This window comes from Streptomyces sp. NPDC048106 (assembly GCF_040706415.1).
GTDB lineage: Bacteria > Actinomycetota > Actinomycetes > Streptomycetales > Streptomycetaceae > Streptomyces.
Genome location: NZ_JBEZND010000006.1, coordinates 75,196 through 87,934, shown reverse-complemented (window position 1 = coordinate 87,934; position 12,739 = coordinate 75,196). Strand labels below are relative to the sequence as shown.

The following is a 12,739-nucleotide window of genomic DNA, read 5'->3' as shown; positions in this document are numbered from 1 at the left end:
GAGTCGGTTCCATGCGAACCGACTCTTCTCCCGACTGGCCCACCGGCGCCCTGCCGGCCCGGGAGCACCTGCCGGTCCCGGTCGCCGGTACGGCGGCCGTCCTGGACGTGGTGATCCCCGTGTACAACGAGGAGCAGGACCTCCAGCCGTGTGTCCGCCGGCTGCACGAGCATCTGACGCGCACCTTCCCGTACGCCTTCCGCGTCACGATCGCGGACAACGCCTCCACGGACACCACCCCGCTGGTCGCCGCCCGGCTGGCGGCCGAGCTGCCCGGGGTGAGCGTCGTACGACTGGAGCAGAAGGGCCGCGGCCGCGCGCTGAAGGCCGTGTGGTCCGCGTCCGGCGCACCGGTCCTCGCCTACATGGACGTCGATCTGTCCACCGACCTCAACGCCCTGCTGCCGCTGGTCGCGCCGCTGATCTCCGGACACTCGGACCTCGCGATCGGCTCCCGGCTGGCCCGCTCCTCGCGGGTCGTGCGCGGCCCCAAGCGCGAGCTGATCAGCCGGGCGTACAACCTGATCCTGCGCGGCTCGCTCAAGGCCCGCTTCTCCGACGCGCAGTGCGGGTTCAAGGCCATCAGGGGGGATGTGGCGCGGGTGCTGCTGCCGCTGGTGGAGGACACCGGCTGGTTCTTCGACACCGAGATGCTGGTGCTCGCCGAGCGGGCCGGGCTCCGGATCCACGAGGTGCCGGTCGACTGGGTGGACGACCCCGACTCCACCGTGCACATCGTGCGCACCGCGACCGACGACCTCAAGGGCGTGTGGCGGATCGGCCGGGCGCTCGCCACCGGTTCGCTGCCGCTGGACCGGCTCGCCCGGCCCTTCGGCGACGACCCGCGCGACCGCGAACTGACCGGCGTGCCCAGGGGACTGGCCCGCCAACTGGTCGGCTTCTGCGTGGTCGGCGTCCTGTCGACCCTCTTCTACCTGCTGCTCTACAGCGGCTTCCGGCAGTTCTGCGGGCCACAGGTCGCCAACGGCCTCGCGCTGCTGGTCTCGGCCGTCGCCAACACGGCCGCCAACCGGCGGCTCACCTTCAAGGTGCGCGGCCGCGGCGGCGCGGTCCGCCACCAGGCGCAGGGCCTGGTGGTCTTCGCCATCGGACTCGCCCTGACCAGCGGTTCCCTGGCCGCCCTGGACGCGGCCGGCGGCCACCCCGCGCACTCCACCGAACTGGCGGTCCTCGTCACCGCCAACCTCGCCGCGACCGTACTGCGGTTCCTGCTCTTCCGCGCCTGGGTGTTCCCGGACCAGCGGCAGCCGTACGACACCGACACCCCGGAAGGGTCCCGATGAGCACCTCCCACGACCGCCCGCTCGACGCGTCCGAGAGGCCGCGCGGCACGACCGGCTGGGAGCCGCCCCCGGCCCCCGCGACCCGGCCGCCCCTTACGCGCCGGCTGTGGCGCGGCCGTCCCGAGGACCCCCGCTGGGTGCGCCCGGCCTTCCTCGGGCTGCTCGCCGCCACGCTGCTGCTCTACCTCTACGACCTCAGCGCCTCCGGCTACGCCAACTCCTTCTACTCGGCGGCCGTCCAGGCGGGCAGCACGTCCTGGAAGGCGTTCTTCTTCGGGTCCCTGGACGCGGGCAACGCCATCACCGTCGACAAGCCCCCGGCCGCGCTGTGGCCGATGGAGCTGTCGGTCAGGATCTTCGGCCTGGGCTCCTGGGCGATCCTGACGCCCGAGGTGCTGATGGGCGTGGCCACCGTGGCCGTCGTGTATGCCGCCGTACGCCGCCGGTCCGGCCCCGCGGCCGGTCTGATCGCGGGGGCGGTGCTCGCGCTCACCCCGGTCGCGGCGCTGATGTTCCGGTTCGACAACCCCGACGCGCTGCTCGCCCTGCTGATGGCCGTGGCCTGCTACCTCGTCGTACGGGCGCTGGAGGACGGCCGGACCAGGTGGCTGGTGTGGGCCGGGGCCGCGATCGGCCTCGCGTTCCTCGCCAAGACGCTCCAGGCGTTCCTGATCCTGCCGGTGCTCGCGCCGGTGTACGCGGTGTGCGCACCCGTGTCCCTGAAGAAGCGTCTCGGTCAACTGGCCGCCGCAACCGTCGCGTTGGTGGTCTCCGGCGGCTGGTGGGTCGCGATCGTCGAGCTGTGGCCGGCCTCGTCCCGCCCGTACATCGGCGGTTCGCAGCACAACAGCTTTCTGGAACTGACCTTCGGCTACAACGGGTTCGGTCGGCTCAACGGCGACGAGACCGGCAGCGTCGGCGGGGGCGGGGGTCCCGGCGGCGGCGCCGGCGGCGGGATGTGGGGGGCGACCGGCTGGAACCGGATGTTCGACTCCGAGATCGGCGGCCAGATCTCCTGGCTGCTGCCCACCGCGCTGATCCTGCTGGTCGCCGGCCTGGTGGCGACCCGGCGGCGCGGCCGTACGTCGGTCACCCGCTCCTCGTTCCTGGTCTGGGGCGGGTCCCTGGTGATGACCACGGCGGTGTTCAGCTACATGGCTGGCATCTTCCACCAGTACTACACCGTGGCCCTCGCTCCCTATCTGGCCGCGGTCGTCGGCATGGGTGCCGAACTACTGTGGGAGCGGCGCCGGCAGGTGTGGGCCTCGCTCACCCTCGCCGCCTCCGTGGTGGCGGCCGCGGCCTGGGGGTATGTGCTGCTCGACCGCACGCCGACCTATCTGCCCTGGCTGAGGTGGCTGGTGCTGGTGGGCGGGCTGGTGGCGGCCCTCGGCCTGATCTTCGCCGGGCGGGTCACGCGGCCCCTCGCCCTCGGGGCGGCGGCGCTGGCGCTGGTCGCCGCGCTGGCCGGCCCGACCGCGTACACCCTGAGCACGGTGAACTCCGCGCACCAGGGCTCCATCCCGACGGCGGGCCCGGCGGGCGCGGGCATGATGGGCTTCGGCGGCGGCCGGCCCGGCGGAGCGCCGGGCGGGTTCGGCGGCGGTGGCATGCCGGGGCAGCCGAACCAGCAGGGGCAGCAGCCGGGACAGCAGCAAGGACAGCAAGGTGTACCGGGCGGCGGGCAGGGCATGCCGGGCGGGCGGAACGGGAACGGGTTCCCGGGCGCCGGCGGCGAATTCGGCGGTGGTTTCCCGGGCGGCGCCCCGACCGGCGAGGGCGGCGGCGGTCCCACCGGCGGCCTCGGCGGTCTGCTGGACGGCGCGGACGTCGGCTCGGCGGCCAAGGCGCTGCTGGAGAAGGACGCGTCCCGGTACACCTGGGTCGCCGCGTCCATCGGCTCGCAGAACGCGGCGAGCTACCAACTCGCCACCGGTGACCCGGTGATGGCGATCGGCGGCTTCAACGGCACCGACCCGTCGCCGACGCCGGCCCAGTTCGAGAAGTACGTGGCCGAGGGCCGGATCCACTACTTCATCGCCGGCGGCGGCATGGGCGGCGGCATGGGCCGGGGCACGGAGGGCGCCGGGGGCGGGACCGGGACCGGGACGCAGATCAGCTCCTGGGTCCAGAGCACCTTCAAGAAGGTGACCGTCGGCTCCGCCACCTTCTACGACCTCACCCAGCGCACGGACGGCTGAGGAGGACACCGACGCCCGAGCAGAAACGGAGGTCCAGGCCCGCGTCCCCCGCCCCCGCTCCCCCCTAGCATTGGGCAGCGGCCCGAGCGGCCGGAAACGGAGGAGGTGCGCCGGTGGTGAAGACGGCGGGGCGGGCGGCGCGGGACAGCGTGTGGCTCCGGGAGGAGCACCGGCGCCGCGGGCGCGGCGGGCAGCCCTCCGGTCTCGACCGGGAGCGGATCACCGCCGCGTCCGTGCGCCTCCTGGACGCCGAGGGGCTCGCGAACTTCTCCATGCGACGCCTCGCCGCCGAGCTGAACGTCACCGCGATGTCCCTGTACTGGTACGTCGACACCAAGGACGACCTGCTCGAACTCGCCCTGGACGCGGCCTACGGCGAACTGCGCCTGCCCGGCGAGGACGACGCCACCGACTGGCGGGAGCGGCTGCGGGCCCTGGCCGCCGAGTACCGGGGCCTGCTGGTGCGCCACCCCTGGCTGTCCCGGCTGGCCGGCCAGTACCTGAACATCGGCCCCCGCTCGCTGGAGTTCTCCCGCAGCGTGCAGCGCACCCTCGGCCGCTCCGGGCTGCCCGCGCACCGGGTGGTGGGCGCGATCGCCGCCGTCTTCCAGTTCGTGTACGGCTTCGGCACGACAGAGGCCCGGTTCATGAGCCGGATCGCGGCCTCCGGGCTGACCCCGGAGGACTACTACCAGCAGGCCGTGGACCTGGTCCGCGAGGACCCCGGCACCGCGGCCTTCGTCCAGGAGTCCCAGCCGATCATGGACGCCCGCGGCCGGGGCACCGTCGCCGAGCTGATGGACAGTGACTTCACCTTCGCCCTGGACCTGCTGATCGCGGGCATCGAGGCGATGGTCGAACGGGGATGAACCCCCCGCTCTACTCCCCGGCGACCAGCCGCGCCGGGAAGCCCCCGGTCGCCACCGGCCCCCATCGCTCGGGCGTCACCCGGATGATCGACTTGCCCTGCTTGAGCATGGCCGCCCGGTACTCGTCCCAGTCGGGGTGCTCACCGGCGATGTTGCGGTAGTACTCGACCAGTGGTTCCACCGAGTCGGGCGTGTCGACGACCTCGGCGGTGCCGTCGACCTGCACCCAGGGGCCGTTCCAGTCGTCGCTGAGCACGAGCAGGCTCACCCGCGGATCCCGCTTGGCGTTCCGGGTCTTGGCCCGCTCCGGGTAGGTCGAGACCACGATCCGGCCCGAGTCGTCCACCCCGCAGGTCAGCGGGGAGGCCTGCGGGGAGCCGTCGGCGCGGCGGGTGATCAGCAGCGCGCGGTGGCGGGGCCGTACGAAGTCCAGCAGTTCGTCCAGGGAGACGCGGGTGTTCGTCGCGATGTTCGGTGCCATGTCCGCAGCCTAGGGCGCGGACCCCCGATCCAGCCTGACCCTGCTGGAGACAGGCACGGCGCGCCGGGGACGGGGGGCTCCGGTGGGGGCCGGTGGGAGGTCACTTCACCGCAATGGAGCAGCTAGAGTTCTGATGTCCTGTGCTCGCAGTCGGGAATGTGCTGCGGAGCTCTCCAGCGCATGGCCGTACGGTCATGTCATCCGAGAGGTTCGTGGTGGCCGCGTCCGACTTTTCCGTGCCCGACTCTTCCGCGTACGACTTTTCCGCGTACGACGTCTCCGAGGTGACCCGTTCCCCCGGCGGTCTCGACCTGGCCGAGGCCATGACGGTGGCGGCCCGTGAGCTGCACGGGAGCACCACCCCCGGCGCCACCCTCGACACGGCGGTCCGGCTCGCGGTGCGGCTGCTGCCCGGTGCCGAGCACGCGGGAGTCTGCGAGCTCGAGCGCGGGGAGGAGCTGCGCACGGTCGCCTGGAGCGACGACCTCGTGCGCGAGGCCGGCACCCCCGACCTGCCGCACTGGGAGCGGCTGTGGACCTCGCCGGTGGTGCGGGTGGCGGACAGCGTCGGCGCGGAGGGCGAACGGCAGGAGCTGCGCTCGGTGTTGTCGATGCGGCTGCGCGCCGACAAGCGCCGGCTGACGGTGCTCACCGCCTACTCCCGCAAGCCCGGCGCCTTCGACGAGACGGCCGCGCGGCTCGGCCGGCTGTTCACCGCGCACGTGAGCCTCGCCCTGAACTCCGTGACCGTGCGCGAGCAGTTGACCGAGGCCATGCACACCCGGGATCTGATCGGACAGGCCACCGGCGTCCTGATGGAGCGCCTGGACATCGACGCCCAGGCCGCCTTCGAGAGCCTCGTGCGCGCCTCCCAGCGGGAGAACATCAAGCTCCGCGACCTGGCCCGCCGCATCGTGGGCGCCACGGACGACTGAGAACCGAAAGGAGCCCGCCGACCGGCATCCGGTCGGCGGGCTCCTCTCGGCGCGGGATCAGGCGGCCGGCAGGCTGTCCCCCTGCACTGCCTGGATGTCCAGCTGCACCTTCAGCGTGGTGCCGATGGCGGCGATGCCGGCCTGGAGCACCTGGTTGTAGTTCATCGCGAAGTCCTCGCGGTGCAGTTCCGCCGTGGCGCGGAAGGCGGCGCGGGTGCCGCCCCACGGGTCGGCGCCGGTGCCGAGGTAGGCGAGGTCGAGGTCGACCTGGCGGACCACGCCGTGCAGGGACAGCTCGCCGTGCACGGTCCAGCGGTCCGAGCCCGCCTGGGTCAGCCCGGTGGAGCGGTAGGTGATCTCCGGGTGGTTCTCGATGTCGAGGAAGTCACCGGAGCGCAGGTGCGTGTCGCGCATGCCGTTGCCGGTGTCGATGGACCCGGCCTTGATCACCGCCTCCACCCGGGACTTGGCGACGTCGTCCGGCGCGATCTCGATGGTGCCGCCGAACTCCGTGAACCGGCCGTGCACGCTGGAGATCCCCAGGTGCTGGGCGACCGCCGCGACCGAGGAATGCGCCGGGTCGATCGTCCAGGGGCCGGGCGGCGGCAGCTCGGTGCCGCCCTGCCGGGCCAGGGTCACGGTGCCGATCTCGGCCCGGCCGCTCGCGGTGACGATCGCGCTGGACGCGGCCGGCGCGTACCCCACGGCCGTCACGATCACGGTGTACGCCCCCGGCGCCAGCTCGGTGGTGTCCCGTACGGCCCCCTCGGGGTCCGCCTCGGCCCGCAGCACCTGCGTGCCGGTCATGTCGGTCACCGTCACGACCGCGTGCGACACGGCCCACCCGTCCCGCGTACGGATCTTCGCGGTCAGTCCCATCCCGTTTTCTCCCTGCAAGGCCTTACAAATCGGTCGTAAGAAACCGGCCCGTGGCACCGGGCAGCTCCGCTCGGAGCGTGCCCTGCCACGGGCCGGGTCGAACTACTCGCCGGGGTGGGCGAGTTCGATGTCGTGACCGTCGGCACCGGTGCCGGTGACGGTCAGCGCGGTCGCCACCGGCGGGTAGCCGGTCGCGATGACGGTGTACTCACCGCTGTCCAGGTCGGTGAAGGCGTACGCGCCGTCCTCACCGGTGGTGGCGCTGCCGACCACGTTGCCCGCCTGGTCGACCAGGGTCACCCGGGCGTCGGCCAGCGGGCCGTGCGGGGCCTTGACGACACCCTGGAGGCGGGCGCCGGCGTCCAGGTCGACGGCGACCCGGGTGATGCCGGCGGCGGCGACCTCGACGGGCAGGGCGCGCGGCCGGAAACCGCCCGCGTTGACGGCGACGGTCACCGGGCCGGGCACCAGGTCGGTGAAGGCGAACTCGCCCTGCTCCCCGGTGGCGGCGGTGGCCAGCAGGTCACCGCGCACATCGGTGACGATCACCATGGCGTCCTTGACCGGCAGCGCGCTCCCGGCGGCCCGCACCACACCGGTCAGCCCGCTGGTGCCGCTGAGCAGGATGTCGTACGACAGCGGCTCCTCGCCCACCACGATGGTGGAGGCCTGCGGCTGGTAGCCGTCGGCGGAGGCGATCAGGACGTACGAGCCGGTGCCGGGGGCGGCCAGCCGGTAGGAGCCGTCGGCCTGGGCGACCGAGCGGCCGAGCTGGCGGCCGGCCAGCGAGATCAGGGTGACCGCGGCCTGCGGGACCGGGGCGCTCTCGGCGCCGCGGACGAAGCCGTGCACCGGGGTGCCCTCGCCGCCCGAGCCGGGCTCGGCGATGGTCGCCACGGCCGTCATCGGCGCGGCGGAAGCGGTCGCGGTGGCCAGCGCCTCGGTGGCACCCACCACCGGAGCGGGCGCGGTCAGGCTGGGCACCTTCTCCTGGACGGGCTCGCCCGCCTCGTTCTGCATGATGTTCTCCAGCGTGGTCTCGACGGGCGCGGCGGCCTCGGCCGGCGTCCCGTTCTTCTCCTGCGCGGCCTGGGCCAGGGCGCCGGTCGTCCGCAGCGGGACCTCCTTGATGAACATCACCAGGATGAAGGCGACCAGGGCGCAGGGCGCCGCGTAGAGGAAGACGTCGGCGATGCCGTGACCGTAGGCGCCTTCCAGCCAACGACGGATCGCCGTGGGCAGGCTGTTCATGTCGGGCAGCTCGCCGCCGCCCATGGCCTGGGCCGCGGCCACCCGGGCCTTCGGGCTCAGCTCGCCGATGGTGCTCGTGGCGTAGTGGGTGATCCGGCCCGACATGACCGAGCCGAGCACACCGACGCCGACCGCGCCACCGAGGGAGCGGAAGAAGCTCACCGTGGAGGAGGCGGAGCCCAGGTCCTTGGGCGCGACCTGGTTCTGCGTGGAGAGCACCAGGTTCTGCATCATCATGCCGACACCGATACCCAGCAGCGCCATGTAGATGGCCAGCTGCCAGTAGGGGGTGTCGTAGCGCATCAGGCCGAGCAGGGCCAGGCCGGCCGTGAGCAGCAGACCGCCGGTGACCAGCCAGTTCTTCCAGCGTCCGGTGTTGGAGATGATCCGGCCGGAGACCATGGAGGAGACGAACAGACCACCGATCATCGGGATGGTCATCACGCCCGACATGGTCGGGGACTTGTCCCGCGCGAGCTGGAAGTACTGCGAGAAGAAGACGGTGCCCGAGTACATGCCGACGCCGACGAACAGCGAGGCCATCGAGGCCAGCGAGATCGTGGGGTTGCGGAACAGGCGCAGCGGGATGATCGGCTCGGAGGCCTTGGACTCGGTGAGGACGAACAGCAGGCCGAGCACGATGGTGCCGCCCACCATCACGTACGTCTGCCAGGACACCCACTCGTACTTGTCGTTGGCGAAGGTCACCCAGAGCAGCAGCAGCGAGGCGCCCGCGGTGATGAAGAAGGCACCGAGCCAGTCGACCTTGACCTTGCGCTTGACGACCGGCAGGTGCAGCGTCTTCTGGAGGACGACCAGCGCGATCAGCGCGAAGGGGATGCCGACGAACAGGCAGTAGCGCCAGCCGAGCCAGCTCGTGTCGGTGATGACACCGCCGAGCAGCGGGCCGCCGACGGTGGCGACGGCGAAGGTGGCGCCGGTGTAGCCGGAGTACCGGCCACGCTCACGCGGGGAGATCATCGCGGCCAGGATGACCTGCACCAGGGCGGACAGACCGCCGGCGCCGAGGCCCTGGACCGCACGGGCGGTGATCAGCATCGCCGGGTTCTGCGCGAGACCGGCGATGACCGAACCGGCCACGTAGATGATCAGGGCTATCTGGACGAGCGCCTTCTTGCTGAACAGGTCGGACAGCTTGCCCCACAGGGGCACCGAGGCGGTCATCGTCAGCAGGGCCGCGGTGACGACCCAGGTGTAGGCGGACTGGCCGCCGCCGAGGTCCTTGATGATCGTCGGCAGTGCGTTGGTGACGATCGTCGAGGACAGGATGGCGGCGAACAGGCCGATCAGGAGGCCGGAGAGCGCCTCCATGATCTGCCGGTGGGTCATCGGGGCGTCGCCCGCCGAGGAGCCTCCCCCGTGCTTGGCGTGAGCCCGCACACCGGCTGGTGTGGTCGTTGCCATGGGCTTCCTTTTCTTACGTGCTTGCGGGTGTACGGGTGGTCTCTTCGACTACGGGAGAGGGCGGCCGGGCCGAGGGGGACCGGCAGTCGCCGAAGGACGAGCGCAGCCGGGTCATCAGCCGTATGAGCTGGGCTATCTCGTCGTCGGTCCAGTCGCCGAGCCGCTCGGCGAGCAGTTGCGAGGTCCGTTCGGACAGCTCGTCGAGCTGCTCCTGTCCGGCGGGCGTCAGGCGCAGGATGCGCGAGCGCTTGTCCGCCGGGTCCGGGTGCCGCTCGATCCAGCCGCGTGCGGCGACATGCGCGACGTGCCGGCTCGTCACCGACAGATCGACAGCGAGCAGCTCCGCGAGCTTGCTCATGCGCATGTCGCCATGTCGGCCGAGCAACGTCAGCACGGCGGCCGAGCCGCCAGGACACTCGGGCGGGAGTACCCGTACGAGGTCCCGTTTCACGGCGCCGACAGCACTGAGCTGGCGCGCAAGCTCGTCAAACTGCGCATGCTCGGCCATCACACCTCCCGTATTCGTTGCTTAGGGCAACCATAAGACCCATTGGTTGCTACAGGCAAATAAGTAGGGGGGTCCACGCGTAAAACCTTGGCAAAGGCAAGCGTTGCGGATGTGAATATGCAGGTCGATGCGGGAGGGGTGTCCCCGTCTGTCCCGGTGGCCCCCCACTTGGGGGCCCGGGCCCGTCTTCGCTAAGGTCTCGGGCCATGGCTAACACCCAGGGCCCCCAGGGCAATTACGACCCTGCCGGCAACACTCAGATGTTCCGCGCGTTCGTCGACGAGGCTCCGCAGGGGCGTCAGCAGCAGGCGCCCGCCGCCTCCTCCTCCGGCCCCCGCGTCGGCGTGATCATCGGCGTCATCGTGGCCCTCGTGGTCGTGGCCGGCGTCGCCTGGCTCGCGCTGAAGTAACCCGCGCGCCAGGACCGCGCGCCAGGACCGCGCGCCAGGACCGCGCTCCGGACACACGACGGCCGCCGAGGCTCCCGCGAGGGTGCGTCGGCGGCCGGGTGAGCATGCCGTCGTACGGAGGTTGCCGTACGGGGTGTCCCGTGAGCGTCCCGTGCGGAGCCCTGGGCCGTGGTGGCCGGCCCTCCGCCGGGCGGAGACGTCAGTCCGAGATCAGGCCCTCGCGGAGCTGGGCCAGGGTCCGGGTGAGCAGGCGGGAGACGTGCATCTGCGAGATGCCGACCTCCTCGCCGATCTGCGACTGGGTCATGTTGGCGAAGAAGCGCAGCATGATGATCCGCCGCTCCCGGGGCGGGAGTTTGGCCAGCAGCGGCTTGAGGGACTCGCGGTACTCCACGCCCTCGAGCGCCGAGTCCTCGTAGCCGAGCCGGTCGGCCAGGGAGCCCTCGCCGCCGTCGTCCTCGGGGGCCGGGGAGTCCAGCGAGGAGGCGGTGTACGCGTTGCCGACCGCGAGGCCGTCGACCACGTCCTCCTCGGAGACGCCCAGCACGGCGGCCAGTTCGGTCACCGTCGGGGAGCGGTCCAGCTTCTGCGACAGCTCGTCGCTGGCCTTGGTGAGGGCGAGGCGCAGTTCCTGGAGGCGGCGCGGGACGCGCACCGACCAGGAGGTGTCGCGGAAGAAGCGCTTGATCTCGCCGACCACCGTGGGCATCGCGAACGTCGGGAACTCCACGCCCCGTTCGCAGTCGAAGCGGTCGATCGCCTTGATCAGGCCGATGGTGCCGACCTGGACGATGTCCTCCATCGGCTCGTTGCGCGAGCGGAAGCGCGCCGCCGCGTAGCGGACCAGCGGCAGGTTCAGCTCGATCAGGGTGTCCCGGACGTAGGCGCGCTCGGGGCTGTTCTCGTCCAGCGCGGCGAGGCGCAGGAACAGGGAGCGGGACAGGGTGCGGGTGTCGATGGCCTCGCCCGTGGCGGGGATGGCCGGGGCAGGCACGGCGTCGAGGGACGCGACGCCTTCGATGCCGTCGATGACGTCGAGTGCGTCGAGCTCCTTGGGCGCCGCCTCGCTCTTCGCGGGCGTCAGCACTTTCGAGCTGCCCTGTTCTGCGGACATGCCACCCCCTTCGGGTCGCGGGACGGTCGCGGCCACGCCGTCGGTCGACAACGCAGCCCTCACCTGAATACCGGTGCCAGGGCCCCGGCAAACGCGTCTCCCGCAGAATGTCACATGTCGGCAACGCGCTGTAGTGACATGTCGACACGAGAGATGCGAATCACCGCTGGAGAAAAGGGGTCTGACGGACTTTCGGCTCCTGTCCGTCGGCAACAGCCCTGGTGAGCGAATCGCCCGTGGCGGTGAGCGCTCGATCGGTTTTGCGATGCAGGGCTGTTCGGGTGTGTGCTTCGGTGCGCCCACCGTGCGACCGCAGTGCTGCCCGGTATGCGCCCGGGGCTCTGTTATACGTCGGCCTTCTTGTGAGCCGGCCGTTGTAAGGGTTACGCGTCGATACGGTTCGCCGAGCGCAGCCGCTGGAAGCTGCGCGCGAGCAGCCGCGAGACGTGCATCTGGGAGACGCCGAGTTCGGCGCTGATCTGTGACTGGGTGAGATTGCTGTAGTAGCGCAGCAGCAGGATTCGCTGTTCGCGCTCGGGGAGTTGGACGAGGAGGTGGCGGACCAGGTCGCGGTGTTCCACGCCGTCCAGGGCCGGGTCCTCGTAGCCGATGCGGTCCAGCAGCCCGGGCATCCCGTCGCCCTCCTGCGCGGCCTCCAGGGAGGTGGCGTGGTAGGAGCGGCCCGCCTCGATGCAGCTGAGCACCTCCTCCTCGCTGATCCTGAGCCGCTCGGCGATCTCGGCGGTGGAGGGGGAGCGGCCGTGCAGCGTGGTCAGGTCCTCGGTGGCGCTGTTGACCTGCACCCACAGCTCGTGCAGCCGGCGCGGCACGTGCACGGTGCGGACGTTGTCCCGGAAGTACCGCTTGATCTCGCCGACGACGGTCGGCATGGCGAAGGTCGGGAACTGCACGCCCCGGTCCGGGTCGAAGCGGTCGATGGCGTTGATCAGGCCGATGGTGCCGACCTGGATCACGTCCTCCATGGGCTCGTTGCGGGAGCGGAAACGGGCGGCGGCATAGCGCACGAGCGGGAGGTTCGCCTCGATCAGCGCGCCCCGCACCCGGTTGTGCTCCGGAGTGCCGGGGGCGAGCTGCTTCAGCTCGCCGAAGAGCACCTGGGTCAGGGCCCGGGTGTCCGCGCCACGGCGTTTCCCGGGTTCCGGAGAGGCGGGGACGGGGGCCTCCTCCTGGGGCGGCGCTGTACTGGCCGGCACGGTCAACGCCACCTCTTCGGTCAATCATCCGTCAAAAGCGGTCATAGCATCACAAGACATGTGCACTGTGTGCAAGCACCGTATAACGCCGTGTTGTGTTCAAACATTGACAAGTTGGGGCGCAAAACGCACGAAAGCCCCCCGCCTG

The 12,739-nt window shown here is 71.4% G+C and carries 11 protein-coding genes; 5 read left to right on the top strand and 6 right to left on the bottom strand.

What is annotated here, in order from left to right:
- Positions 1 to 11: 11 nt before the first annotated feature.
- The 3 genes from AB0927_RS08135 (at position 12) to AB0927_RS08125 (ending at position 4,374) form a co-directional block, all read left to right on the top strand.
- Positions 12 to 1,304, top strand: coding sequence for a bifunctional glycosyltransferase family 2/GtrA family protein (locus AB0927_RS08135; protein ID WP_366666693.1), 1,293 nt, complete (start codon positions 12 to 14; stop codon positions 1,302 to 1,304).
- On the top strand, positions 1,301 to 3,505 hold the full coding sequence (locus AB0927_RS08130; protein WP_366666692.1) for a glycosyltransferase family 39 protein: 2,205 nt from the start codon (positions 1,301 to 1,303) through the stop codon (positions 3,503 to 3,505). The genes AB0927_RS08135 and AB0927_RS08130 overlap by 4 nt, the downstream gene beginning before the upstream one ends.
- 113 nt (positions 3,506 to 3,618) lie before the next feature.
- Positions 3,619 to 4,374 carry a TetR/AcrR family transcriptional regulator gene (locus AB0927_RS08125; protein ID WP_366666691.1) on the top strand — a complete coding sequence of 252 codons (756 nt, stop codon included), beginning with the start codon at positions 3,619 to 3,621 and terminating at the stop codon, positions 4,372 to 4,374.
- A gap of 10 nt (positions 4,375 to 4,384) precedes the next feature.
- Here the strand turns inward: AB0927_RS08125 and AB0927_RS08120 are convergent, their stop codons facing one another.
- Positions 4,385 to 4,855: a PPOX class F420-dependent oxidoreductase gene (locus tag AB0927_RS08120; RefSeq protein ID WP_366666690.1), complete on the bottom strand. Its 471-nt coding sequence runs from the start codon at positions 4,853 to 4,855 to the stop codon at positions 4,385 to 4,387.
- A gap of 284 nt (positions 4,856 to 5,139) precedes the next feature.
- Between AB0927_RS08120 and AB0927_RS08115 the strand changes: the two genes are divergently transcribed.
- Positions 5,140 to 5,790: an ANTAR domain-containing protein gene (locus AB0927_RS08115; protein WP_366666891.1), complete on the top strand. Its 651-nt coding sequence runs from the start codon at positions 5,140 to 5,142 to the stop codon at positions 5,788 to 5,790.
- Between the two features lie 57 nt (positions 5,791 to 5,847).
- On the opposite strand, the gene AB0927_RS08110 is transcribed toward AB0927_RS08115, so the two are convergent.
- From AB0927_RS08110 to AB0927_RS08100, 3 genes are all read right to left on the bottom strand, one after another.
- The gene (locus AB0927_RS08110) at positions 5,848 to 6,669 is read right to left on the bottom strand and encodes a YceI family protein (RefSeq protein WP_366666689.1); all 822 of its coding nucleotides are present in this window, start codon (positions 6,667 to 6,669) and stop codon (positions 5,848 to 5,850) included.
- Between the two features lie 102 nt (positions 6,670 to 6,771).
- On the bottom strand, positions 6,772 to 9,345 hold the full coding sequence (locus tag AB0927_RS08105) for an MFS transporter (RefSeq protein ID WP_366666688.1): 2,574 nt from the start codon (positions 9,343 to 9,345) through the stop codon (positions 6,772 to 6,774).
- 13 nt (positions 9,346 to 9,358) lie between these two features.
- A complete protein-coding gene (locus AB0927_RS08100; protein ID WP_366666687.1) occupies positions 9,359 to 9,853 on the bottom strand; it encodes a MarR family transcriptional regulator in 495 nt (164 codons plus the stop codon).
- A gap of 206 nt (positions 9,854 to 10,059) precedes the next feature.
- Here AB0927_RS08100 and AB0927_RS08095 point away from each other — a divergent pair, with 206 nt between their 5' ends.
- The gene (locus tag AB0927_RS08095; RefSeq protein WP_366666686.1) at positions 10,060 to 10,263 is read left to right on the top strand and encodes a hypothetical protein; all 204 of its coding nucleotides are present in this window, start codon (positions 10,060 to 10,062) and stop codon (positions 10,261 to 10,263) included.
- A 199-nt stretch (positions 10,264 to 10,462) separates the two neighbouring features.
- Here the strand turns inward: AB0927_RS08095 and AB0927_RS08090 are convergent, their stop codons facing one another.
- Both AB0927_RS08090 and AB0927_RS08085 read right to left on the bottom strand, forming a co-directional pair.
- Positions 10,463 to 11,377 carry an RNA polymerase sigma factor SigF gene (locus AB0927_RS08090; protein WP_366666685.1) on the bottom strand — a complete coding sequence of 305 codons (915 nt, stop codon included), beginning with the start codon at positions 11,375 to 11,377 and terminating at the stop codon, positions 10,463 to 10,465.
- Positions 11,378 to 11,760: 383 nt separating this feature from the next.
- Positions 11,761 to 12,597: an RNA polymerase sigma factor SigF gene (locus tag AB0927_RS08085; protein ID WP_366666890.1), complete on the bottom strand. Its 837-nt coding sequence runs from the start codon at positions 12,595 to 12,597 to the stop codon at positions 11,761 to 11,763.
- Between the last annotated feature and the right edge of the window lie 142 nt (positions 12,598 to 12,739).

Bases quoted from the DNA above. Each gene is read 5' to 3' on its own strand.
- AB0927_RS08135 (WP_366666693.1), top strand. From the start codon at position 12: ATGCGAACCGACTCTTCTCCCGACTGGCCCACCGGCGCCCTGCCGGCC.
- AB0927_RS08130 (WP_366666692.1), top strand. From the start codon at position 1,301: ATGAGCACCTCCCACGACCGCCCGCTCGACGCGTCCGAGAGGCCGCGC.
- AB0927_RS08120 (WP_366666690.1), bottom strand. From the start codon at position 4,855: ATGGCACCGAACATCGCGACGAACACCCGCGTCTCCCTGGACGAACTG.
- AB0927_RS08110 (WP_366666689.1), bottom strand. From the start codon at position 6,669: ATGGGACTGACCGCGAAGATCCGTACGCGGGACGGGTGGGCCGTGTCG.
- AB0927_RS08105 (WP_366666688.1), bottom strand. From the start codon at position 9,345: ATGGCAACGACCACACCAGCCGGTGTGCGGGCTCACGCCAAGCACGGG.
- AB0927_RS08100 (WP_366666687.1), bottom strand. From the start codon at position 9,853: ATGGCCGAGCATGCGCAGTTTGACGAGCTTGCGCGCCAGCTCAGTGCT.
- AB0927_RS08095 (WP_366666686.1), top strand. From the start codon at position 10,060: ATGGCTAACACCCAGGGCCCCCAGGGCAATTACGACCCTGCCGGCAAC.
- AB0927_RS08090 (WP_366666685.1), bottom strand. From the start codon at position 11,377: ATGTCCGCAGAACAGGGCAGCTCGAAAGTGCTGACGCCCGCGAAGAGC.